Raw genomic sequence first — 22,331 nt, 5'->3', positions numbered from 1 at the left:
GGGGGTCAGAGCTTCGGCAATTGCCCGATGCGGCCCATCATTTCGGTGACGATCTGCAAGTCCAGCAGGAACTGCTCGGTGGTCTTGAACTCGTTGTCGTTGTGACCGGTGTATTTGACGTCCGGCATGGCCAGGCCGAATTGCACGCCGTTGGGCAGTTCATGCACGGACGTAGCACCTGCGGAAGTGCCGAACTTGTGTTCCATGCCGAGGTTTTCGCTGGCCACCGCGAGCAGGGCCTTGACCCATTCACCCTCGGGGTTGCGGTACATCGGTTCGGCGATCGACAGGTCGAAGACCGGTGCGATGCTGGTCTTCTTGCTCCAGGCATCCAGCTTGCCGGCGATTTCGGCTTTGAGCGCCTCCGGCGACTTGCCCTTCGGTACGCGCAGGTTGACCGCGAGTTTGAAGGTTTTGTCGTCCATCCCGACATAGGTCAGGGACGTGGTCAGCGGGCCCATGAACTCATCGGCAAAACCAACCCCCAACTTGCCACCCAAGTAGTCCAGTCCCCAGTTGTCGGCGGCGTAGCGGGCGGCGTCAGTGATCTGGTTGTGCTTGAGCGCCACCTTGCCGTCGAGGCTATTGATGAAGTCGAGCATCCTGGCCACCGGGTTGACGCCGGACTCGGGCTCGGAGGAGTGCGCGGACACGCCGGTGACCGTCAACTTGACGTCCTTGCCGTCGACCTTGGCCGTCACTTCGAAGTTGCCGCCGTTGCGCTTGGCATATTCGCTGCCGGCGGTTTGCAGGCTGGCGGCCAGTTCGGCGGGCTTGTCGGTTACCAGGGTCGCGACCGATGTTGACGGAATCTGGTTGGTGGCCAGGCCGCCGGTCATCGAGATGATCTCCGCGCCTTTGCCCTCGCCAGCGCGCTTGGCGAAGCTGGCCATGACGGTGCCGTAGCCTTTTTCGGCGATCACCACCGGGTAGCCGCCATCGAGCGCCAGGTTGTAGTTGGGCGTCGGGTTGCGTTCGAAGTAGTAGGGGATGGCGTCGCCCGTGGTCTCTTCGGTGGTGTCGACCAGCAGCTTGAAGTTGCGCGCCAGCGGCAGCTTTTCTTCCTTGATGATCTTCATGGCGTAGAGCGCCACCACGATGCCGTTCTTGTCATCCTCGGTGCCGCGGCCATACATGCGATCGCCAATCAGGGTGACCTTGAACGGGTCGAGGCGGGTGCCGTCCTGCAGCACCCAGTTCTCCGGTGTCACCGGCACCACATCGGCGTGGGCGTGAATGCCCACGACTTCATCGCCGCTGCCTTCGAGGGAAATCTCGTAGACGCGGTTGTCGATGTTGCGGAAGTTCAGGTTGAACGCCTGGGCGAGGCCCTTGATCTTCTCGGCGATCTTGAGGAATTCGGGATTGTCGTGCTGGGCCACCCCTTCCACGTTCACTGTCGGAATGGCCACCAGTTCCTTCAAGGTTTCGGTGGCGGCGCTGCCGTATTTCACCCGGGCATAAAGACCGAGCAAACGATGGATTTCGTTCTGCTGCTCGGCGGACAGCGTCTTGTTGTCGAGGAAGGCACCGATGGCCGCGCCGAGGTTGTCGGTCCTGGCGATATCGCTCTTGGCCAGGCTGGCGAGGAACTGCCTGAAATCCTTGACCGACGCATCATTGAAAGTCTTGAGGATGACCGCGCTCTGTTCTGGCGTGATGTTGGCTTGCGCAGCCGTGGTGAACGACGAAAGGCTGGCGAGCATGAGGGTGGTCGCAGCCAGGTGCTTGAGTGAAAAATCCATTGCTGGGGGCATTCCTTTGCAGGCGGGTTGTAAGAAATATCTGATCGCTTTGTCAGAAACATCTCAAAACTAACACCACGAGCCTGTGAAGCGGGAGCCCCTGAAGTGGGATCTGTCGCACAGAAACGCAAAAGCGGCGCAGAAACGAAAAACCGCCCATCAGTGCTTACATTCTGCCAGCACCACTTGGCAGGTGCTCGGTGTGCCGCCCGATCGGCCGGCATAGCGGGCGCAATTGCTCAGGGATTTCTGCCGGGCCATGCTCAAGGTGTCGCCCCAGGCGAGGCCACCTTCGCCGACGGTGGGGAGTGCTTTTGCATAGCAGGCCGAGCCAATATTTGCGGCGGAGTAGCGAGCCGCGCTGGATTTGCCTGAACAGCCGGCTATCAACGCCAGATCGACGGCGAGCAGGGATAGCAGGATCCATGACGAGCATTGGCGTACAGTATGTCCCGTCATCCCGGTTCCCCTGTAGCAACAGGCGCATTTGCGATCGTACCTGGCCGGATCAGGGCTGGGGGCACACTCTTTCCCTGAGCCTATCCTTGCGGCATCGATCCTGCTGCTCCTTTCGTCTGCTTTCCCAAGTTCGGCGTGTCTGGCCGTCCGAGAGTCGAGTTGAGCTCGCTACAGGCCACTGAACATACTGATGATCACGGCATTGACCAGGTCAATGAAAAAGCCGCAGACCAACGGCACGATCAGGAACGCCTGGTGCGCCGCGCCGTACTTTTGCGTCACGGTCGACATGTTGACGATGGCCGTCGCGGTGGACCCGAGGGCAATCCCGCCGAATCCCGAAGCAATCACGCAGGCTTCGTAATCACGCCCCATCAAGCGAAACACCACAAAGTACGTATAGGCGACCGTCAGCAGAATTTGCAGGGTCAATGCGCACAGAATGAACATCAATGCGCCGCTCAGTTGCCATAGCTGAAGCCCCATCAGGGCCATGGTCAAGAACATGCCCAGGCAGATGTCGGAGATCAGCGAAAGGCCCTGGCTGGCACCGCTCCAGCTTTTCAGGCGTTGATCACCCACAACGGCGAGAACGATGTGGTGAATGACGATGCCCGCGAACAGGCAACTGACAAATTTGGGCAGGGTGACGCCGGCATCGACCAGCAGCAGGTTGAGCCCATAACCGGCCATCAGGGTCAGGTTGAGCCACATCCAGGCCCAGAGCACGTCGTAGTAGTCCAGTGGCTTGCTCGGTTGCTGGTCGAGAATGCCAACTTCCAGTGCAGCATCCCCCGACGTCGATAGCTGATAACGATGTATCAGTCGGTTGGCGATCGGGCCGCCGATGACGCAAGCGGCAATCAGGCCGACGGTGTTGCTGGCGATGCCCAGTTCGTGTGCGTTACTGATCCCCAGCTTATCGATGAACAGCGGCGCCCAGGCCAGGGTCGTGCCCACCCCACCGGTGAGGGAAATGGAGCCCACCATCAAGCCCGCCTTGGGATCAAGCCCAAACGCCTGGGCCACACCCATGCCCAGCGAGTTCTGCAGGAGAATGAACACAGCGGCGAGTAACAGCAGGATCAGCAGCGGGCGCCCACCCTTGAGCAGTTGGCGCATGTCCGACTTCAAGCCAATGCCGGCAAAGAAATAGAGCAGCAGGGTGTCGCGAACCTGCAGGTCGAATTCGATCTGGATATTCAGGCCGAAGTAAAGCAAGGACGTCACCGCCGCACAGACGAAGCCGCCGACCACCGATTCGGGAATACAGTATTGACGCAGGAAGGTGTTGTGTTGGACGAGGGTCTTGCCGAGGAAAAGCAGGAGGATGGCGAGTGTAAAACTCACGAGGCCGTGAACCTGGAAGAGCTGTGAAGTCATTTAAGGCCTACCTGGAGAACTGAAAAATCATTATCAGGATTCGGTCATTCAATGTCTGGACCTGTATCAATGAACGGTCGATACAGACCGGTTCGGCAATCACCAGGTACGTTTGTGCGCTGGGAGTGATGACAGCGTAGCCTAGGCCTGGCCGTCATCACGCTCCCGATGGTCAATCAAACGACGGACATCAGCGCTTGATCAGGGAAATCTTCGTTCCCTCGATACTGACACCCGCCATCAGCCCTTGCTGGTCGAAGATGAACGCGTAGGCGTCGTCTTTCAGCGTCGAACTGGACAGGTTCTTCGCAACCCCTTCGTCAACCACAACAACCGTTGGCCCCACACCGATTTCCCAGCCCTTGGTTTCGGCTACATATTTCACGGCTTTATCGGTCATCAGGAAAACCACATAGCCGTACGACTGGGCGCCGGCCTGCAGCCCCCAGGAACCGCTGACGGAGTTGTAGTAGTTCTCGACTTTGCTGCCTTTCATTAAAACGCCTTCACCGTAGCTGCCGCCGAACACAAGACCTGCCTTGATGATTTTCGGAAAAACCAGCACAGCCTTGGCTTTGTGCGAGATGGTTTCGGAAAAAGGATGGGTCTTGTACAGCGTTTGCAAGGCTTGTCGAGCATCGGCGTTGAGATCCTCGGCGGTGGCCGCTCCTGCATTGTTCAGTAAACCGGCCGATGCCAATGCTGCAGTCGCGAGGAAGAACGAGAGGAACAAGCGTATTGATCGAGTCATTTGCGTACTCCGCTGAGGGAGCATGGGATGAGAGCAGCGGTAAGCCCCTGCGCCAGGCAGGAACCGAACCCACTGAGGTTATCCGGCGCACCCTGAAATGTGTGAAATGCAAGCATCGCTTGTGAATGAAGCTGGCCGAGGCCACTGATCATTTGCGATGCCATCAACTGTTGTGACCACTGTGTGAGGGCCAGGTTCGTTGTCAGTTCTGATAGCTGCAGAACCCGGCGTTGCGCGGCTGCACGGCACACGTGAGCTTGACGGAATTCTCGCTTGCCTTGGTGTATTCCCGGGCATGGCGCAGTTGATCGAAGGTCAGCATCTGGAACCACGGATCTGTGCATTTATCTTCAATCAGCATTGCTGCGCCAAATTCGGGTATGGCTCTCGGGCCGGCAGACAATAGTTGTTTAGGGCGCGCGGGACTGAGCTAGAATGCGACGTTTTTTTGGTTTGTTCTCCGCGCCCACTCATTCCTATGTGCTGAACAAGATTGCGTCTTGCACATCGCCAGAGAGTTCTATCCTCAATGCCAGCTTCGCATCCACATCTGTCGCACCCAAAGTACCGACCGGACATCGATGGCCTCAGAGCTATTGCTGTATTGGCTGTCGTAGCATTTCATGCGTTTCCAGGCTTGATTCGTGGAGGATTCATTGGAGTTGATGTTTTTTTCGTCATCTCCGGCTTTTTGATCTCTACGATTATCTTTAAAAGCCTGGACAGGGATGCGTTCAGCTTTAGGGAGTTTTACGCCCGCCGCATCAAACGCATTTTTCCAGCATTACTCTGTGTGCTGATCGCCAGTTTTACGTTTGGCTGGTTTGCCCTGCTGGCTGAAGAGTATAAACAACTGGGTAAGCATATTGCCGCTGGTGCGGGGTTTGTTTCTAACTTTGCCTTGTGGAGTGAAGCTGGGTATTTTGATATCGCCGCAGATGTAAAGCCGCTGTTGCATTTGTGGAGTCTGGGGATTGAAGAACAGTTCTATATTGTTTGGCCGTTCGTGCTTTGGTTTTCGTGGCGGCGCAAATTCAATCTTTTTGCTTTGACTTTGCTTGTTGCGGCTATATCTTTTTGCCTTAACGTTTATGGGGTGAGCAAAGATTCTGTGGCTACCTTCTATTCACCGCAGACCCGGTTTTGGGAATTGTTGTGTGGAAGCATGCTGGCCTGGCTTGCGTTGTATAAAAAAGATTTTTTTTCTCGGGTTGGGCTAAGGCTCGACGGCATGCTGTGCTCTGTCATTGGTCGGGAACGGTCCGGGAGTGACGGAAAAACGCTTGCTAACGTTTTATCGGTTATTGGTTTTTTGCTAATTCTTATTGGCTTTTGGTGTGTCAGTAAGAAAGTAGACTTTCCAGGGAAGTGGGCGTTACTTCCGGTTTTGGGAGCTGTATTAATTATAGCTTCAGGTTCCGGTGCTTTTCTGAATCGCTGGGTGTTATCAAACAAAATCGCCGTTTGGTTTGGTTTGATCAGTTTTCCCCTTTACCTGTGGCATTGGCCGATATTGTCCTTTCTTCGTATCATGGAAAGCGGGGTGCCAAGCCGGCGCGCTCGGATAGCAGCGGTTTTGCTGTCTATTGCATTAGCCTGGATCACCTACAGATTCATTGAGCGTCCTATTCGTCTGGGCGTTCAAAGCAAAATGAAGGTTTGTGTATTGGCTGTGCTGATGTTCGTTTGCGGGCTTGCTGGGTATGGAGTGTACAAGGCTGATGGTCTTGGCTCGAGAGCGAGCCTGGACAAGCACTATGGTTCTATCGAATTGGCCGCAGCGTATCCACATATGCCTTATCGCAACGAGGCTTGCGATAATCTGTATCCTGAACTCAAAGGTTACTTTTTTTGCCTGGTATCCAAGGATTATGCCCCGGAAATATTGATTATGGGTGATTCTCATAGTAATCAATATTACAAGAGCCTGGCGCGTAAGCTGCCTGATAAGTCAGTTATGAATTTGGGGGCGCAGAGTTGCATTCCTTTTTCATCGGTCACGCATATGTCTGCCAGTGGCTGTGAGAATAACCTCATCGTAGCATTAAAATTTGCGGCGGAAACTTCGAGCATTAAGACTGTCTATCTCGCCGGGTACTGGAGTTATCTCGCTTCTGGTGGGTTCGGTATTTATAATGAGAATTATCGACTTCCTCGTGCATTGACTGATAAAGAGGCTGATTCATTTGTCGAGGTTGGGCGGAAAGTCTTGGCCGAGCTTGTGCGCTCTGGAAAGGAAATCATATTTTTAAGTGATAACCCTGATCTAGAGTTCAATGTAAGAAGCTGCTTTGAATATCGACCTTTGGTGATTGGAGGTAATAAGGTCAGAGAAGTCTGCGGTATGAGTCGCGTGGATTACGAAGCGAGATATAAGGTTTACTCTGATATGTTTTCCAAACTGGTTTCAGAGTTTCCTTCGGTGAAGGTCTATAGCCCGAAAAATGTTTTCTGTGATGATAAATATTGTTATGGGTCTTCTGGTGGTAAGCCGCTCTACTATAATTCCGACCACTTGACTATATTTGGCGCTGATCTAGTTATTGATGATTTGTTGGGTAAGTATCCAGTGAAATAGCTCGGTAACCCTTTGAGGTCATTAGCCTCAAAGGGGGCTCCGTGATACCAAATTAAAGCCCGACCATCGTGTCGGGCTTTTGCATTCCTGGTTCCACAACTCATTGTGCGGGCAATCAGTCGGCTTTCGTAACCGATTCGGTCGAAACCCTGTTGCCAAGGAGGCGCTGGAGTAAAGCACGAAGACGCGTAGACATGGGTTTTTCGATGAGCTGATTCACCGCGTAAGCAGCGGCCAGAACCAGCACGATGACACCCCAGAAGAGCAAATGGACGTTGACCTTGTCGTATAGCAGGTTGAACGTCATGAAGCCTATGAATTGGTGCAGGAGGTAGAGCGGGTAAGTCAGCGCCCCGAGCGTTGTCCAGTTTGTCCGGCCAAAGAATCCGGTGTTGCGAGTAGCGCTGAGCAACATTGCAACGAAGCAGCTCGTAACGATCGCAATGACCACGAGTGGGTCTACTTCCAGCTTGAAAACACCGGTCAATACGCTGGCTTGCTTCAACGCTTGATACATCGCCAAGGCAAAAGAAAGAGCGATAGTCGCGGTACGGATGATGGAAAATCCATTTTTCCAGACCATGAACATTGAAGCGCCCGCAATGAAGAATGCCGCATATTCGGAAATCAAATACACAGACAGCTTGTCAGCCCCAAATAGTGCAGTCTTCGCTGTATAGGCGAGCCAGGCAATCATGAAATATTCTGCATTTCGCATCTGTTTAAATGCCAGCAGAATGGCAATCAAAAGATAAAAGCGAATTTCGATGAAAATTGACCAGTAGGCACCATCGATAGACGGGACCTTCATGAACTCGCTGAACATGGTCATGTTGGCGAGATACTGAGTGAATGTGGCCGAAAAGCGTCCATTGCCCATTAACAGGATCGCAATAAATGTAATGCTGCAACACGCCCAGAATGCAGGGTAGAGCCGGACGATCCTGGATATTGCGAACGACTTCAGGTTCGCATTTGAAGCCGTCATGAATATCACAAAGCCGCTGATCATAAAAAACAGCTGAACACCAAGATACCCATACTTTGCGGCTGGAACTATCCAGGGGTAAGACATGACAGACAGATCGTCGTAGGCATGTCCACGAAAGGAATAATGAAAGAATAGGACGGCAATTGCCGCGAGGAACCGAAGTAGATCGATTTCGTTTATGCGGTCTTTAGTCATGGTTACAGCCAATTGGATGACCCTGGTGCGTGATGAGTATTTTGTTGTTGGGCGCGTATCCTACCGCCAGGCCCAATGAAAGCGAAGCCAAGTCTGGTGCTGTTATGGACCGGCGGTAAATCCCGGGTCGACCGGTCGCCATGGCCTGGCCCCTCTGCAACGAGTGAGCAATGGCAAGGCCCGGGGCGGCGCTCGACAGGACGTTCGCAGGTTTTTACTGTGCAAAAAGAAGGCCCGCTGATTTAGCGGGCCTTTTTACTACACGAGCGCTGGGCGCTCTTTCTGTGGTTCTGACTCCGGTTCTGGAGCTGGCAATGCGAAGCTATCGGCGAAGTTTTTCTGGCGAGGCTCGCGATGTCCACCTTCGGACACCAACCGGATAACCTTCCGTGCCGGCTCTTCAATGCAGTGGTACAGGAACATCGAGAAGGCGATGATGATGGGGATCTCATATTTCAGGTCCATCATGCCAAACAGCTTGCGCTCAACAAACAGCACCATGATGTGACACATGTAGAGGCTGAAACTGATTTTCCCGAGGTAGACCGATACTGGGTTGGAGTACGCCCAAATCGGTCCTGCACGGAACAGGCTGGCAATCATCACGATCACGAGGAACGGGAAAAGCATGTTGAAGTAGTACTGGATGCTGGTTGCCCATAGCATCAGCAAGATCAGTGGGGCTATCGCGATTGCGGTGACTCTCCAGAGTCTGGAGTCCGGCAGGTCACGGCATACCTGGTAGGTGCAGTATCCGGCTACAAAGTAGACGATGCACTTGATGGTCCAGATGCCATTGGCAAGCAATTTAGGTTGCAGGAAGGGCGCATAGAGTGCCAGACCGATCAAAAGCAGTGAGAACGAAATCTTTCCCCACTTTCTCGTGAAGTAGGCGATGAACGGAAAGGTCAGGTAGGCCGCCCACTCGCAACTGATCGACCACGAAGGCTGGTTGAATGTCAGTTCGGGGGTTACGCCCCACGCATGCACCAGAAACAGGTTCGCGTAGAACGTGTAGGCGGAATCGACCGGCGACCACTCATAGAGACGATGCATCGGCAGAATGAATGCTGTAATGACCAGCATGAACAAGTGCACCGGGTAGATCCGTGCCAGCCTGGCTACCCAGAACTTCATAGCTCCCCGTGGGCTAACACCGTCTGCAAAGTCTTTCCCGTGGACATAGGCCAGAATGAAACCAGACAGGATAAAAAATATGTCGACTCCGAGGCCTCTCGTCTGGAAGAGAAATGCCAGGCCATCGTACGCATTGGCGAGGTCGCCGTATCGAATGTGAAGCAGCAGGACTGACAGGGCGGCGAATCCCCGTAGCCCGGTCAGGTTTTGTATGTGTGCGGCGCGCATCAAGCACTCCATTGCAGTTGTCTGGCAGGTCGAGCCTGGAAGGAGGGCGGCGATTAAATCACAGCTTTATAACAAAGCATATAAATGGCCACTACATTGATTCCTCCTACTGTCAGAAAGTCATCATGCCGTCGGTTGGTCGCGAATTTCGTACCACTTTTTGCACCACTGGTCGGAGTTAAGAGAGTGGAAGGCGTGCTTTGAAAAGGGGAGGCAGTCGCCGGTTTCGTTGGTTTTGCGTCTTTTGCCAACCGTTGTCGGCTTAGCCCCGCTTGTGGCTGTTTCTTTCAGGGCCGCTGGCCCAGTTTATTTCGTCGTCCTGGACGCCAAGGAGACATCATGACGGTCAAGCGTATGGATAACGTCGGCATCGTTGTAGAAGACATCGACGCCGCCATAGAGTTTTTCACCGAGTTGGGGCTTGAGCTTGAGGGGCGCGCTCCAATCGAAGGCGACTGGGCGGATGGCGTTACCGGATTACGCGACATGCGTGTCGAAATTGCGATGATGCGTACGCCGGACGGTCACAGCCGGCTCGAGCTGTCACGCTTCCTCGCACCACCTGTGGTCGCCGATCACCGCAGCGCCCCGGTGAACGCTCTCGGTTACCTGCGCGTCATGTTCACCGTGGAGGACATCGACGACACGCTCGCCAGGCTCCAAAAACGCGGCGCGGAGCTCGTCGGCGAAGTGGTCCAGTACGAAGATTCATATCGTCTCTGCTACATTCGGGGCCCCGAAGGAGTTCTCATCGGACTAGCCCAGCATCACGTGGCTGCACTCAAGATAAACGGCCCGCCCCAAGTAGCGCACTAGTCAATCCTTGTGTTTGTCTAACTTGCCTCGGCCCATTTTAGCGTCACTCGCCAGCCGGGTGTGGGAAGCATCATCTTGAGCGGCGTCCACAGGCGGCTATCACCGAGTCGGATTTCGCCTTTACCTGAGTGATCGGTGCATTTGCACGGCTGGAAACGATGAAGCCCTGAATGATCAGGGCTTTGTCGTATAACGACGGGTCGCGGCAATACGGATTGCCAGAAACAGGTTTGAGTTCGAACGAGCTGTGGAATCGAACTGTCCTTGCACTTTTATAAAGCGCCATGCGCAACAACGTGCACCAGTCGGAAGCGCCGCGACGCGCTTTCGCCCGCAGTAGCTCCAGCGCCGTAACCATCCCCCAGGCCCAAGAGTCAGTGTTTGCAGACAGTTGAAGTCTCTCTGTGGCTGGCTGGCACAAAGGCTGCAAGGCTGACATCAGGTCCACCTTGAACGCATTCGAGTGGACAGCCCCCTCGGTCAACGACGATCGATTGGCCGAACAGGTCGTGGGCAGCATCGGTGGATCAGGCATAGCCGCCTGGTTTAAACACCGCAAAAGAACAGGCAAAGACGCCTGGAACCGCAAGGTTTCAGGCGTTTTTTTTTGCTTTTAAAACCGTGATTGGCTCGGGCTGGGTGCTTTCTATGAATTCCAATGTTGCCACGTTGAACAAGATGCAAACGCTGATCGTGATCGGTAATGGCATGGTCGGACATCATTTTGTCGAACAGCTGATCGAGCGGGGAGCGCTTGAGCATTACCGGCTGCACGTCTTCAGTGAAGAACCGATGCGCGCCTATGACCGTGTGCATCTTTCCGAGTACTTTTCCGGTCGTGATGCCGAGTCGCTGGCGCTGTCCGATGCTTCGCTTTACCAGGTGCCCGGCGTTACCCTGCATCTGGGCATGCCGGTACTGGAAATCGACCGCGTCCGTCGCCAGGTGATCACCGCGCAAGGTTGCGTCACGTATGACAAATTGGTCCTGGCCACCGGGTCTTATCCGTTTGTTCCGCCAATCGAAGGCGCCGAAGGTGAATCGCGTCTGGTCTATCGCACCCTGGAAGACCTCGATGCCATTCGCGCTGCGGCGGCCAATGCCCGGCGCGGCGTGGTGGTCGGCGGTGGCTTGCTGGGCCTGGAAGCCGCGAACGCGTTGAAGAGCCTGGGCCTTGAGGCCCACGTGGTGGAGTTCGCGCCGCGCTTGATGCCGGTACAACTGGATGACCTCGGTGGTCAGGCGCTCAAGGCGCAGATCGAACGATTGGGCGTCGGTGTACACCTGTCCCGCGCCACGCAATCGATCGGCGCGGGCGAGCAGTACCGCTATCGCATGAATTTCGCCAATGACGAATTCCTCGAAACCGACCTGATTGTGTTTTCCGCCGGTATCCGTGCGCAAGACGCGCTGGCTCGTCAATGCGCGCTGGAGATCGGTCCGCGCGGTGGCGTGGTGATCGACGACACCTGCCTCAGTTGCGACCCGAACATCTACGCCATCGGCGAGTGCGCTTCATGGAACGGCAGCCTGTTCGGCCTGGTCGCGCCGGGCTACCAGATGGCGCGCAGCGTCGCGGCCCGCCTGTGCAACGAGGTCGCCGAGCCGTTCACCGGTGCCGACATGTCGACCAAGCTCAAGCTGCTGGGGGTGGATGTCGGCTCCATCGGCGACGCCCACGGCAACACCCCGGGCGCGCGCAGCTATCAGTTCATCGACGAAACCAGCGCCAGTTATCGCCGCCTGGTGGTCGATGCAAGCGGCAAACACGTCCTCGGTGCAGTGCTGGTCGGTGACAACAGCTATTACGACACCTTGCTGCAATACATGCAGAACGGCATCGCCTTGCCAGCAGAACCCGCCAGCCTGATTCTGCCGTCCTCCGAAGGCGCGCCGACCCTGGGCCCGGGTGCGCTGCCCGAGTCAGCCACGGTGTGCTCCTGTCATAACGTCACCAAGGGCTCCATTTGTTCGGCCATCGACGGCGGCTGTACCGACCTGGGCCAGCTCAAGTCGCAGACCAAGGCCTGTACCGGCTGCGGCGGTTGCGCCGGGTTGCTCAAGCAAGTGTTCGAGCATGAGCTGATTGCCCGTGGCGTCAGTGTCGACAAGAGCCTGTGCGAACACTTCGCCTACACCCGCCAGGAGCTTTATGCGCTGGTACGGGTAGAGGGCGTGATCACCTTCGACGAACTGTTGGCCAAGCATGGTCGTGGCCACACCGGTTGCGACGTCTGCAAACCGGCGGTGGGCTCGATCCTCGCCTCGTGCTGGAACCAGCCGATCATGGACAGGTCGCTGGTGCCGTTGCAGGACACCAACGACACCTTCATGGCCAACATGCAGAAAAACGGCACCTATTCGGTGGTGCCGCGCATTCCCGGGGGTGAGATCACCGCCGACAAATTGATCGCGATTGGCGTGGTGGCGAAGAAATACGACCTCTACACCAAGATCACCGGCGGCCAGCGTATCGACCTGTTCGGCGCTCAGTTGCATCAGTTGCCGGACATCTGGGCCGAGCTGATTGCAGCGGGTTTCGAAACCGGGCACGCCTATGGCAAATCGACCCGCACGGTGAAGTCCTGCGTCGGCAGCACCTGGTGCCGTTACGGCGTACAGGACAGCGTGCAAATGGCCCTGACCCTCGAAGATCGCTACAAGGGGCTGCGCTCGCCACACAAGCTCAAGTTCGCGGTCTCCGGTTGCACCCGTGAGTGCGCCGAGGCGCAGAGCAAGGACGTGGGCGTGATCGCCACCGAGAAAGGCTGGAACCTCTATGTGTGCGGTAACGGCGGCATGCGTCCGCGCCACGCCGAGTTGTTCGCCACCGACCTCGATGACGCCACCCTGATTCGCTACATCGACCGGTTCCTGATGTTCTACATCCGCACCGCCGACAAATTGCAGCGCACCTCGGTCTGGCGCGAGAGCCTGGAGGGCGGCCTGGATTACCTCAAGGACGTGGTCATCCACGACAGCCTGGGGCTTGGCCTTGAGCTCGAATCGCAGATGCAACGGGTGGTCAACCGCTACGAATGCGAATGGGCCAACGCCCTGAAAGACCCGGAAAAGCTCAAGCGCTTCCGCACCTTCGTCAACGATCAACGCCCGGACCCGGACATCCATTTTGTCCAGGAACGCGGCCAGCGCCGGCCGATCATGGCCGCTGAACTGCACCTTATCCCTGTCATCGAGGAGATTGCCTGATGAGCCAGTCCGATACCCAGATAGCTTATTCCAGTTCCGCCCTGGTCAATCCAGATGCCTGGCAAACGGTGTGCCGCCAGGAGGATCTGGTGAGCAATTCCGGCGTCGTCGTCTGGCTCGACGGTGCACAAGTGGCGCTGTTCTACCTGCCGGCCGCCGAAGGCAAGACCCTCTATGCCATCGATAACCATGACCCGCAATCCGGGGCGAATGTCATCGGTCGCGGGCTGATCGGCAGCATCAAGGGCGATCTGGTGATTGCCTCGCCCCTCTACAAACAGCATTTCCGCCTTGAGGACGGCAGTTGCCTGGAACATCCGCAGCAGCGCCTGCGGGTCTGGCCGGTGCGCCTGAACGCAGGCCAGGTGGAAGTCGCGGTGGCCTGAGCAGATGGATTTCACCGGGGTCTGGGCGCTCATTCAATCGATGATTCATTCCAGGCCCCGGCGGAGTCGATGATCAATGACAAACAGTATCGGAGGTTCGCATGAAAACAGCCGCACAACTGCTCAAGCTCAAGGCCGTGCAAAACCAGCGGGTGCATAGCATCGCGCCAGACCAGATGGTGCTTGAAGCGTTGAAAATGATGGCGGAAAAAAACGTCGGTGCTCTGCCCGTCATGGAACAGGGCCAGGTCATCGGCGTTATCAGCGAACGCGACTATGCGCGCAAGGTCGTTCTACAGGGGCGCTCTTCGGTCGGTACACCGGTCCGGGCCATCATGAGCGCGCCCGTCGTGACAGCCGACAGTCAGCAAAGCATCGAGCGGTGCATGGCGGTCATGACCGACAGCCATCTGCGCCATCTACCGGTGGTGGAGGGCGACCAACTGATTGGCCTGTTGTCGATTGGTGATCTGGTCAAGGAAGCCATCGTCGAGCAGGCCGAGTTGATTCGGCAGCTGGAACACTACATTCGCGGACATTGAAGCGCCCGGGGCAGGGTGCCACTGCCGATCTGTTCAACGTGACAAGGTCAAACGGGCCAGGGCGATTGCCCTCACGGGGTTTCAACCTGCGCCTTGAGAAATAGTGAAAACAGCTCCTGCGGCGACTTTATGTTCAGCTTCGCGTAGACGTGCCGGCGGTGGACCTTGACGGTCTCGGCCGAGATGCTCAACTTGCTGGCCACTTCCTTGTTCGAGCAGCCACTCAGGATCAAACGGATCACGTCGAGCTCTCTGGCGGTCAGGGGAGTGCCCAGGCGCACCATTGCCTCTTCCAGATTGTCTTGCCAGCGCGGTGCCTGGCGAGGGACGCTTTCAGCCATCGCGCTCTCGAAAAACATGCGCTGGCGCATCAGGCCCACGACCCAGGGGCGGATCATTTCCAGCAGCGAAATCTGTTCCGGCGTGAACAGCTGACGACTTCCCAATGACAGGCACACGCTGCGGGCCTCGTCGAGTTTCACGTTGTATTGCACTTCGTCCTGCTCTACGTAGTGGGTGAAGTAGCGCTCGTAGTATTCCGTCTCCTTGAAGCGTTCCGGTGCCACGTCCGCCAAGCGGTACAGCCCGGTGGCGGGTTGCTCGCGATTGGCGATGTAGAAGGGGTCGAGCAGGTACAGGCCCTTGATGTAATCGTGGAACAGCGGGTCCGGTCCCTCGCCTTGATACGGGCTTTCGGCGAAGGCAAAAGGGCGGCCGTCGCTGAACAGCAGCACCGCCCAGGTATCGACCGGTACGTATTCGCCTATCAGCCGGCTCAGGCTTCGCCAGAAATCAGCCTTGTCCAGGTGTTCGATCAATTGGCCGGCTGAGCGATGCCAGGCCATGTCCTGGAGCGTTGGTGTCATGCATGTACCCCCTGGGGTTAATCACTCGACGTGATAGGAAATTCGCTGGCAAAACGCATAATTGCATCGACCTTTTGCAAAAGTCACTTACTTCCTGGCCGGGATTTACCCTGATAACAAGGTCCGAATATGAAGCTCGAACTCGTACAACTGGCGGGGCGTGATGGCGATACCGCGTACAATTTGCGACGCACTCTTGATGCCATCGCTCAATGCGCGCCTGACACCGATATCGTGGTGTTTCCCGAGGCGCAAATCACCGGTTTCCTGAACTACCAGAACATTGCCGAACAGGCCCTGTCGCTGGATAACCCCAGTGTCCAGGCCATCCTGCAGGCCGCGCATGAGCGTAACGTCGCGGTGGTGGTGGGGCTGATCGAAAACGATGGCGGGAATTTTTACAACACGACGCTTTTCATCACCCCCGAAGGTATTCAACTGAGCTACCGCAAGACCCACCTCTGGGTCTCCGAGCCTGGCCTGGTATTGCCCGGCAACCGCTATGGCACCGTGGAGTGGCGTGGTGTGCGTATCGGTCTGTTGATCTGCTACGACACCGAGTTCCCGGAAACAGCCCGCGCCGTGGCGGCCCTCGGCGCAGAGCTGATTTTGGTCACCGATGGCAACATGGAGCCTTACGGTCACGTACACCGCACCTCGGTTACCGCCCGAGCCCAGGAAAACCAGGTGTTTGCCGTGGTGGTGAACCGGGTCGGCCCGGGTGATGACGACACGGTGTTCGCCGGAGGCAGTGCGGTGATTGACCCCTTTGGTCACGTATTGCTCGAAAGTGGGCGCCAGGAGAGTCGCCATGTGATCGAGCTGGACATGTCGCAACTCGCCGATGCCAGAGCCGTCTACGACTATCGCAAAGACCAGCGCTTCCAGTTAGCGGGAGAGCGTATTGAGCATGCGGATGGCCGACGCGAACTGCTGATTCCTTAATACAAGACGCTAGATCCGCAGGCGTCGCTCAACCCACAACAATAATTCAGCAACAGTCAGCTGGGGGCGCGTTTGGCAAAAACGTGCAGTCAGCCAGGAGCATCCCATGAAGTTTCCCCGCTTGATGAAGTTCAGCCTTGTCGCATTGTTCGTCACCGGAATCGGTGTCGCGTGGGCCGAACCGCCGCGTGTGCACTTGTATAACTGGTCGGATTTCCTGGCACCGGAAACGCCCAAGGAGTTCCAGGCGGACACGGGTATCTCGCTGATCTGGGATGCCTTCGACAATGCTGAAGTGATGGAAAGCAAGTTGATGGCCGGACGTACCGGTTATGACGTGGTGATGGTGCCTGACGACCTGTTGCCCAGCCTGACAAAGGCTGGAGTGATTCAGGAACTGGATCGTGAACGTATGGGCAACTGGTCGCACCTGGCCCCGGATGTTCTGGCAAAACTTCAAGGCAATGATCCGGGTAATCGCTACGCGGTCCCCTATATGTGGGGCACGACAGGGATTGGCTATGACAAGACCAAGGTCGAACAACTGTTGGGCGCCAACGCTCCGGTAGATTCCTGGGACCTGATCTTCAAGGAAGAAAACATCTCAAAACTCAGCCAGTGTGGCGTAGCGATGCTGGATGCACCCGTAGAGATCGTACCTATCGCGCTGCACTATCTGGGCCTGCCACCGAACAGCAAAAAACCCGAGGATTACCTCAAGGCCGAGGAATTGCTGCGCAAGATCCGCCCATACGTCCGTTACTTCGATTCCTCGAAATTCACCACGGACCTGGCCAATGGCGATATCTGCGCCGTGGTCGCATGGGGTGGCTCCGTCTACAACGCGAAAGTCACTGCAGACCATGCCAACAACGGCGTCAAACTGGCCTACAGCATTCCGCGAGAGGGCGCGCCGGTCTGGTTTGAAAACATGGTGCTGCTCAAGGATGCTCCCCACCCGCAGCAGGGCTACGACTTCATCAACTACATGCTGCGCCCGCAAGTGATTGCCAAGAGTTCCAACTACGTCGGCTATCCCAACGGCAACAAGGACGCCTCGGCCTTCATCGATCCGCAGTTGCGGGACAACCCGGGTGTGTACCCAACCAAAGAAGTCATGGCCACGCTCTACCCCCTCGAAACGCTGCCGCTCAAACTGGAACGCGTGCGTACCCGACTCTGGAGCAAGGTGAAAAGTGGCACCTGAGTGTCGCCCCACAACCCTTCGCATAACAAGAAATCGAACGACCGGAGTTGCCATGACTATCGCAGCAGACTTGATCATCACCCACGCTGACATCCACACCATGGACCCGAGCCTGCCCAGGGCCCAGGCCATTGCCGTGCATCAAGGGCGCATCGTCGCCGTGGGCGACAACGTGGACATCGAACGCATGGCCGGCGTCGAGACGCGCCGCATCAACGCACAAGGGCAATTGATGCTGCCCGGTTTGCAAGACACCCACGTGCACTTTCAACTGAGCAGTGCCGACCTTTATCACAATGCGTCGTTGTACGCCGCCGCCAACCTTGACGAACTGCTGGCCGCCATTCGCGAGTTCGCCGAACGCCATCCCGACAAGGCCTGGATTCGTGGCGTCGGTTTCTCCTCCAGCGTGTTCAACCCGGACGAACTCACCAAGGAATTGCTGGACAGCGTGACGGGAGGGCGCCCGGCGCTGATGCTCGCCAACGATTACCACAACGGCTGGGCCAATAGCGCCGCCTTCGAGATCGCCGGGGTGACCGCAGGCAGCCCCGAGCCTGCGAACGGTAGCTATGTGCGCAACGCCGACGGCACACCCAAGGGGTGGCTGTTGGAGGATGCCATCTGGGCGATGAACCGCATCGCACCCGGGTACACGGACGAAGAGTACCTGGAGGCCATGCAGCACTACAGCAAGGAGTTCAACCGTCGCGGTATCACCGGCGTGCTGGATGCCATGGTCAATCGCAATTACATGAAAAACTACCAGGCCTCCCATGATCGCGGTGATTTGACGCTGCGGGTCCGCGCTACCTCAAAGGTTTTCGCGCACAAGCCGCTGGACGAGCAACTTCGCGAACTCAAGGACCTGCGCGAAATCTACCGGGGCGACCGGGTCAGCATGCACTCGGCAAAGTTTTTCCTCGACGGCGTGCTGGAAAGCGGTACGGCCGTGTTCCTGCAACCGCGTTGCGACACGGGGGGGAATGCCGAGTTGATGTTCACCCAGGAACAGATCAACACCTGCTTTGCGGCGTTTGATCGGGAGAAGTTCCAGTTGCACGTTCACACCATTGGCGACGGCGCGGTACGCGCCGCCGTGGACGGAATCGAGCATGCCCGCCAGATAAATGGCCAGTGGGATTCGCGTCACCAATTGGCTCACCTGCAAGTCGTGGCGCCGGCAGACATTCCCCGCTTCACGTCCCTGGGCATTCTGGCCAATTTCCAGCCCTTGTGGGCCCAGCCGCAACCCGAGGCCGACGCCATCGCTGAAGCCATGCTTGGCGCGGAACGCAGCGAGTGGATCTTCCCCATCGGTGCTTTTGTGCGTAAAGGGGTGACCTGCATGATGAGCAGCGACTGGGGCGTCAGTACCTATGATCCGTTCGAGATCTTGCAGTCGGCCGTCACCCGCCAAAACGTCGGTGCCGGTCCCGACGATCCGGTACACAACCCGCAACACCGCATCAGCATCGAGGATGCGATCCGTGGTTACACGCTCAATGCTGCCCATGCTGCCTGGCGCGATGACTGCACCGGCAGCCTCAGCGTGGGAAAGTACGCGGACCTCATCCTCCTCGACCGCAATCTGTTTGAAATCGATCCCGGCGAAATCGCCCAGACCCAGGTGTTACTCACCCTGCTGGAAGGGCAAGAAGTCCATCGGTCGCCAGACTTCGGCTGACTGATCGCCCCTGAACGGGGCCTTCCACGCCAATCAATTCACATCACCCTCTGTTTCGGGCCGCCAGGCCTGGGGGTTAGTGCGTGCGCGTGAATCGCGGCAGGGGGGCTGCGGTCGCAGCCGTGGACGCATTCGCAGGCAGCAGATTTGCCATTACAACAAGAACAATCGGGAGAAATCAGTATGTCCTTCATCACCCAGGTGCGGGCGCTTTCGGCGCTCGGCGCGTTGATCAGCCAGTGTGCCTTTGCGGGGTATGCATTCGAGGCGGGCGACGTCAAAGGGGAGGCTACACTGGCCGCCGGCGCGGCCAGCATCAACGCCGCTAACGTCAATTTCGGAGCCGGGCGCGTAGACCTGCGCAACGGCCGTAACACCGGTGAGCGTGCCGATTGGCAGGAGATGTATCTGAAACCCGGCGCGACCCTCGGCTACGAACTCGACTCGGGCCTTGAAGTATTCGCCGGTGCGTCGGCCGTAGGGGCCACCACGTTTGGCGACGGCGATGCCGGTGGCTACACCCGCAGTTCAGACCATGACCTTTCTGTTGAGGCGTTCTATGCCGGCGTGCGCAAAGGCGACTGGACGCTCAGCGCCGGACGACAGGACTTCAAGGTCGGCACAGGGTTCATCGTCATGGATGGCAACCTGGATTTCTTCGACGATGGCGCCTACTGGATTGGCCCGCGTACGGCGTTTCGCGACTCCGCCATCGTGCGTTACGGCCATGATCGCCTCAGCGCCCAGGCATTCAGCTTGCGCACAGACGACGATCTCGGTGACTTTCGCATGAACGGCCTGAACGTCGACTACGACCTGGCCGGCGCGGCGACACTGGGGGCCATGGCCATGAAGGTGAACTCCCTGGACCGACAAGCCAATAGCCAGAACCCACGCGAGGGGATGCAGGTCTATAACCTGCGTGCGTTGCAAGGCAAGGTGCCTGGCCTGGATGACCTGACGCTACATGGCGAATACGCTGTCGAGCGCGGCAGTGGCGCCGGTGTCGACTACGATGCCCGCGCCTGGTACGCCCAGGCCGACTATGCGTTCCCCGCAATTGCGTTACAGCCACAGTTGAGTTACCGCTATGCCTACTTCTCCGGTGACGAAGACCCCTCCGATGCAAAGAAGAAAGCCTGGGATCCGCTCAGCAAGGGCTACGTCGACTGGGGCACCTGGCTGATTGGCGACGTCGTCGGCAATTACCTGCTGTTCAACAGCAACGAGCGCGTCAGTCAGTGGACGCTGCGCACTCATCTGACACCTACCGTCAGTTTGGGCGGCATTCATTACCAGTTCAGCCTGGACGAAAAGGTGCTCAACGGTGTGCCGGTCAGCGACCGTCGCTTCGCCGACGAGAATGTCGTGTTCCTTGAATGGATCCCGACACCCAGCGTCTACACCAGCGTGTCGTACAACTGGGTCAAGCCACTGGCGGCCGCCCGCGAAACCTACGGCAACGACGACTTCAGTGCGCTCGAGATGTTCATCTCCTACCGCTATTGAACCAACCCGAAGATGGACTCGGCCCTGGCCGGCTGCGTCCGTTTTCGTCAACAACAGGAATTGCGCCGTGATCAATACAGTTGCAGGGCTCTTCAAAGCCCCACCCATCCATCTCTCAACGCTGACCCTCGGCATGGAGGTTTGAGATGCCTCACAAACCCGTCAACTTGACCGCCAGCCTTAGCCTGACTTCGGTGGTGCTGTTTGGCCTGGCGTACATGGCACCCAGCCTGGTGCTGGTGATTTTCGGTGTCATCGCCCAAGTCAGTTCCGGCACGGCGCCCAGCGCCTTCCTGCTGGCCACCGGCGCCATGCTGTTATCCGCATTGAGCTACGCCAAGATGGCCAGGCTCTTTCCCGTTTCCGGCTCGGCCTATTTTTATGCCCGGCAGATGCTGGGCAGCCAGTTCGGATTTCTGGTCGGCTGGTTGATCTTGCTCGACTACCTGTTCATGCCCATGGTCGCCTGGCTGGTTCAGTCGGTTTTCCTCAACGTGCAGTTCCCGGCAATACCTGTGTGGGGCTGGATGCTCGTCAACATACTCCTGACAACCCTGGTCAACGTCATGGGGCTGAGCCTGGCCGACCGGACGAACAAATTGCTGACCGGACTGGGCATTCTCCTGGTGTTGTTGTTCGTGGTTTTCTGTCTGATTTTCCTGATGCGTCAGTCACCCGTCTCCTTGACTGAACCGTTATGGAACGCCAGCAGTACGCTCGCCGGTGTGTCTGCGGCTGCCGCTGTGGCGGCCTATTCCTACCTCGGTTTCGACGCGGTCACCACGATGGCCGAGGACACGCGAGACGCAAAACGCAACATTCCTCGGGCCGTGGTGTTGGTGATGGCAACGGCGGGGCTGCTGTTTGCGCTGGTGGCGTACATCATGCAACTGGTGCATCCCGGGGGCGTGTTCGAAGACGCGCAGATTGCTTCCTACCTGATGTCCGTTGAGGTCGGCGGGCAAGCCTTTGCGGATTGGCTCAACCTCGGATTCATCGTCTCCGGATTCGCCTCGGGTCTCATCGTACAGCTGAGCACCAGCCGTCTGCTGTACTTCATGGGACGGGCAGATGTGCTGCCCAGGCCGCTGTTCGGTACATTGCACCCCAAGACAAGAACTCCGGTTTTCAACCTGCTGTTCACGAGTGTCATCGGGTTGATCGGCTTGAACATCACGGTCGAAATGGCAACCTCATTCATCAACTTCGGCGCCTTCCTCGGTTTTACCGCGGTGAACCTGTGTGTCATCTGCTACTTCTACCGAACCCGCCGAACCCGCCCACTCGGACTGTTCGGGTATCTGCTGTTTCCGCTGCTGGGTATGTGCGTGAACCTTTACCTGGTGAGCCAGCTGAGTTCGACTGCGATCACCATCGGGCTCTGCTGGCTGGCAATTGGCGTGATCTACCTCATTTGGCTGACACGCGGCTTCCGCCGATCCGCACCGGAGCTGAACATGACCGAGCGAGCAGGGGGGTAGTGTCAGCGGTTGTTTTCGAGGGCTTCTGTAGGCCTGCCTGCAGTTGTGCGCACAGCTTGCCCAAGTGATGGGAGGCGACGACCGGACAAGCGGGGTGGCAAATGGCTATATACAATGAGTGCCACGAAAATGAGTGCTGACCTGCGGCTTCACCTCGCCTGTTACTGGTGACAAATAACAACACCGCCGCGTGGGTTGCCACTTGCGGCCCTGAA

Annotated in this window: 19 protein-coding genes; 10 read left to right on the top strand and 9 right to left on the bottom strand. The window is 57.3% G+C overall.

Going from position 1 to position 22,331, the window contains the following annotated elements; genetic code table 11:
• Nucleotides 1-5 precede the first annotated feature (5 nt).
• The 5 genes from QMK54_RS17960 to QMK54_RS17940 form a co-directional block, all read right to left on the bottom strand.
• On the bottom strand, nt 6-1,745 hold the full coding sequence (locus QMK54_RS17960) for a dipeptidase (RefSeq protein ID WP_223590909.1): 1,740 nt from the start codon (nt 1,743-1,745) through the stop codon (nt 6-8).
• Between the two features lie 159 nt (nt 1,746-1,904).
• Nucleotides 1,905-2,204 (bottom strand): hypothetical protein, encoded by a 300-nt coding sequence (locus QMK54_RS17955; RefSeq protein ID WP_110662799.1) that lies wholly within the window; start codon nt 2,202-2,204, stop codon nt 1,905-1,907.
• 168 nt (nt 2,205-2,372) lie between these two features.
• The gene (gene gltS, locus QMK54_RS17950; RefSeq protein WP_320401025.1) at nt 2,373-3,587 is read right to left on the bottom strand and encodes a sodium/glutamate symporter; all 1,215 of its coding nucleotides are present in this window, start codon (nt 3,585-3,587) and stop codon (nt 2,373-2,375) included.
• Between the two features lie 190 nt (nt 3,588-3,777).
• Nucleotides 3,778-4,338 carry a YSC84-related protein gene (locus tag QMK54_RS17945; RefSeq protein ID WP_223590905.1) on the bottom strand — a complete coding sequence of 187 codons (561 nt, stop codon included), beginning with the start codon at nt 4,336-4,338 and terminating at the stop codon, nt 3,778-3,780.
• 202 nt (nt 4,339-4,540) lie between these two features.
• Nucleotides 4,541-4,699: a hypothetical protein gene (locus QMK54_RS17940; RefSeq protein WP_181431978.1), complete on the bottom strand. Its 159-nt coding sequence runs from the start codon at nt 4,697-4,699 to the stop codon at nt 4,541-4,543.
• Nucleotides 4,700-4,867: 168 nt separating this feature from the next.
• Here QMK54_RS17940 and QMK54_RS17935 point away from each other — a divergent pair, with 168 nt between their 5' ends.
• Nucleotides 4,868-6,916: an acyltransferase family protein gene (locus tag QMK54_RS17935; RefSeq protein WP_320401024.1), complete on the top strand. Its 2,049-nt coding sequence runs from the start codon at nt 4,868-4,870 to the stop codon at nt 6,914-6,916.
• Nucleotides 6,917-7,031: 115 nt separating this feature from the next.
• Here the strand turns inward: QMK54_RS17935 and QMK54_RS17930 are convergent, their stop codons facing one another.
• Nucleotides 7,032-8,102 (bottom strand): acyltransferase family protein, encoded by a 1,071-nt coding sequence (locus QMK54_RS17930; RefSeq protein WP_223590893.1) that lies wholly within the window; start codon nt 8,100-8,102, stop codon nt 7,032-7,034.
• Between the two features lie 258 nt (nt 8,103-8,360).
• Entirely contained in the window at nt 8,361-9,467 is a 1,107-nt protein-coding gene (locus QMK54_RS17925) for an acyltransferase (RefSeq protein ID WP_320401023.1), read from the bottom strand.
• 339 nt (nt 9,468-9,806) lie between these two features.
• Here QMK54_RS17925 and QMK54_RS17920 point away from each other — a divergent pair, with 339 nt between their 5' ends.
• On the top strand, nt 9,807-10,283 hold the full coding sequence (locus QMK54_RS17920) for a VOC family protein (protein WP_223590888.1): 477 nt from the start codon (nt 9,807-9,809) through the stop codon (nt 10,281-10,283).
• A gap of 70 nt (nt 10,284-10,353) precedes the next feature.
• Here QMK54_RS17920 and QMK54_RS17915 read toward each other — a convergent pair whose 3' ends face one another.
• On the bottom strand, nt 10,354-10,722 hold the full coding sequence (locus QMK54_RS17915) for a hypothetical protein (protein WP_223590886.1): 369 nt from the start codon (nt 10,720-10,722) through the stop codon (nt 10,354-10,356).
• A 209-nt stretch (nt 10,723-10,931) separates the two neighbouring features.
• On the opposite strand from QMK54_RS17915, the gene nirB reads away from it, so the two are divergent.
• The 3 genes from nirB to QMK54_RS17900 all read left to right on the top strand — a co-directional run bounded on the left by nirB (nt 10,932) and on the right by QMK54_RS17900 (nt 14,421).
• Nucleotides 10,932-13,493: a nitrite reductase large subunit NirB gene (nirB, locus tag QMK54_RS17910; RefSeq protein ID WP_320401022.1), complete on the top strand. Its 2,562-nt coding sequence runs from the start codon at nt 10,932-10,934 to the stop codon at nt 13,491-13,493.
• Entirely contained in the window at nt 13,493-13,879 is a 387-nt protein-coding gene (nirD, locus tag QMK54_RS17905) for a nitrite reductase small subunit NirD (protein ID WP_320401021.1), read from the top strand. The genes nirB and nirD overlap by 1 nt, the downstream gene beginning before the upstream one ends.
• Nucleotides 13,880-13,980: 101 nt before the next feature.
• Nucleotides 13,981-14,421, top strand: a complete 441-nt coding sequence (locus tag QMK54_RS17900; protein WP_223590866.1) for a CBS domain-containing protein — start codon at nt 13,981-13,983, stop codon at nt 14,419-14,421.
• Nucleotides 14,422-14,492: 71 nt separating this feature from the next.
• On the opposite strand, the gene QMK54_RS17895 is transcribed toward QMK54_RS17900, so the two are convergent.
• Nucleotides 14,493-15,287, bottom strand: coding sequence for a helix-turn-helix domain-containing protein (locus tag QMK54_RS17895; RefSeq protein WP_110657074.1), 795 nt, complete (start codon nt 15,285-15,287; stop codon nt 14,493-14,495).
• A gap of 129 nt (nt 15,288-15,416) precedes the next feature.
• On the opposite strand from QMK54_RS17895, the gene QMK54_RS17890 reads away from it, so the two are divergent.
• From QMK54_RS17890 to QMK54_RS17870, 5 genes are all read left to right on the top strand, one after another.
• Complete coding sequence (locus tag QMK54_RS17890; RefSeq protein WP_320401020.1) at nt 15,417-16,232, top strand: carbon-nitrogen hydrolase family protein; 816 nt, start codon at nt 15,417-15,419, stop codon at nt 16,230-16,232.
• Nucleotides 16,233-16,338: 106 nt separating this feature from the next.
• Nucleotides 16,339-17,439 carry a polyamine ABC transporter substrate-binding protein gene (locus QMK54_RS17885; protein ID WP_320401019.1) on the top strand — a complete coding sequence of 367 codons (1,101 nt, stop codon included), beginning with the start codon at nt 16,339-16,341 and terminating at the stop codon, nt 17,437-17,439.
• A gap of 52 nt (nt 17,440-17,491) precedes the next feature.
• Nucleotides 17,492-19,126, top strand: coding sequence for an amidohydrolase (locus QMK54_RS17880; RefSeq protein ID WP_223590857.1), 1,635 nt, complete (start codon nt 17,492-17,494; stop codon nt 19,124-19,126).
• A gap of 183 nt (nt 19,127-19,309) precedes the next feature.
• Nucleotides 19,310-20,635, top strand: a complete 1,326-nt coding sequence (locus QMK54_RS17875; protein ID WP_320401018.1) for an alginate export family protein — start codon at nt 19,310-19,312, stop codon at nt 20,633-20,635.
• 146 nt (nt 20,636-20,781) lie between these two features.
• A complete protein-coding gene (locus QMK54_RS17870) occupies nt 20,782-22,116 on the top strand; it encodes an APC family permease (protein WP_223590851.1) in 1,335 nt (444 codons plus the stop codon).
• Nucleotides 22,117-22,331: the final 215 nt, after the last annotated feature.

Origin of the sequence: Pseudomonas sp. P5_109 (assembly GCF_034009455.1) — a bacterium.
Lineage (GTDB): Bacteria > Pseudomonadota > Gammaproteobacteria > Pseudomonadales > Pseudomonadaceae > Aquipseudomonas.
This window is presented reverse-complemented; position numbering and strand designations above follow the sequence as displayed.

Bases quoted from the DNA above. Each gene is read 5' to 3' on its own strand.
- QMK54_RS17960 (WP_223590909.1), bottom strand. From the start codon at position 1,745: ATGGATTTTTCACTCAAGCACCTGGCTGCGACCACCCTCATGCTCGCC.
- QMK54_RS17955 (WP_110662799.1), bottom strand. From the start codon at position 2,204: ATGACGGGACATACTGTACGCCAATGCTCGTCATGGATCCTGCTATCC.
- gltS (WP_320401025.1), bottom strand. From the start codon at position 3,587: ATGACTTCACAGCTCTTCCAGGTTCACGGCCTCGTGAGTTTTACACTC.
- QMK54_RS17945 (WP_223590905.1), bottom strand. From the start codon at position 4,338: ATGACTCGATCAATACGCTTGTTCCTCTCGTTCTTCCTCGCGACTGCA.
- QMK54_RS17940 (WP_181431978.1), bottom strand. From the start codon at position 4,699: ATGCTGATTGAAGATAAATGCACAGATCCGTGGTTCCAGATGCTGACC.
- QMK54_RS17935 (WP_320401024.1), top strand. From the start codon at position 4,868: ATGCCAGCTTCGCATCCACATCTGTCGCACCCAAAGTACCGACCGGAC.
- QMK54_RS17930 (WP_223590893.1), bottom strand. From the start codon at position 8,102: ATGACTAAAGACCGCATAAACGAAATCGATCTACTTCGGTTCCTCGCG.
- QMK54_RS17925 (WP_320401023.1), bottom strand. From the start codon at position 9,467: ATGCGCGCCGCACACATACAAAACCTGACCGGGCTACGGGGATTCGCC.
- QMK54_RS17920 (WP_223590888.1), top strand. From the start codon at position 9,807: ATGACGGTCAAGCGTATGGATAACGTCGGCATCGTTGTAGAAGACATC.
- QMK54_RS17915 (WP_223590886.1), bottom strand. From the start codon at position 10,722: ATGTCAGCCTTGCAGCCTTTGTGCCAGCCAGCCACAGAGAGACTTCAA.
- nirB (WP_320401022.1), top strand. From the start codon at position 10,932: ATGAATTCCAATGTTGCCACGTTGAACAAGATGCAAACGCTGATCGTG.
- nirD (WP_320401021.1), top strand. From the start codon at position 13,493: ATGAGCCAGTCCGATACCCAGATAGCTTATTCCAGTTCCGCCCTGGTC.
- QMK54_RS17900 (WP_223590866.1), top strand. From the start codon at position 13,981: ATGAAAACAGCCGCACAACTGCTCAAGCTCAAGGCCGTGCAAAACCAG.
- QMK54_RS17895 (WP_110657074.1), bottom strand. From the start codon at position 15,287: ATGACACCAACGCTCCAGGACATGGCCTGGCATCGCTCAGCCGGCCAA.
- QMK54_RS17890 (WP_320401020.1), top strand. From the start codon at position 15,417: ATGAAGCTCGAACTCGTACAACTGGCGGGGCGTGATGGCGATACCGCG.
- QMK54_RS17885 (WP_320401019.1), top strand. From the start codon at position 16,339: ATGAAGTTTCCCCGCTTGATGAAGTTCAGCCTTGTCGCATTGTTCGTC.
- QMK54_RS17880 (WP_223590857.1), top strand. From the start codon at position 17,492: ATGACTATCGCAGCAGACTTGATCATCACCCACGCTGACATCCACACC.
- QMK54_RS17875 (WP_320401018.1), top strand. From the start codon at position 19,310: ATGTCCTTCATCACCCAGGTGCGGGCGCTTTCGGCGCTCGGCGCGTTG.
- QMK54_RS17870 (WP_223590851.1), top strand. From the start codon at position 20,782: ATGCCTCACAAACCCGTCAACTTGACCGCCAGCCTTAGCCTGACTTCG.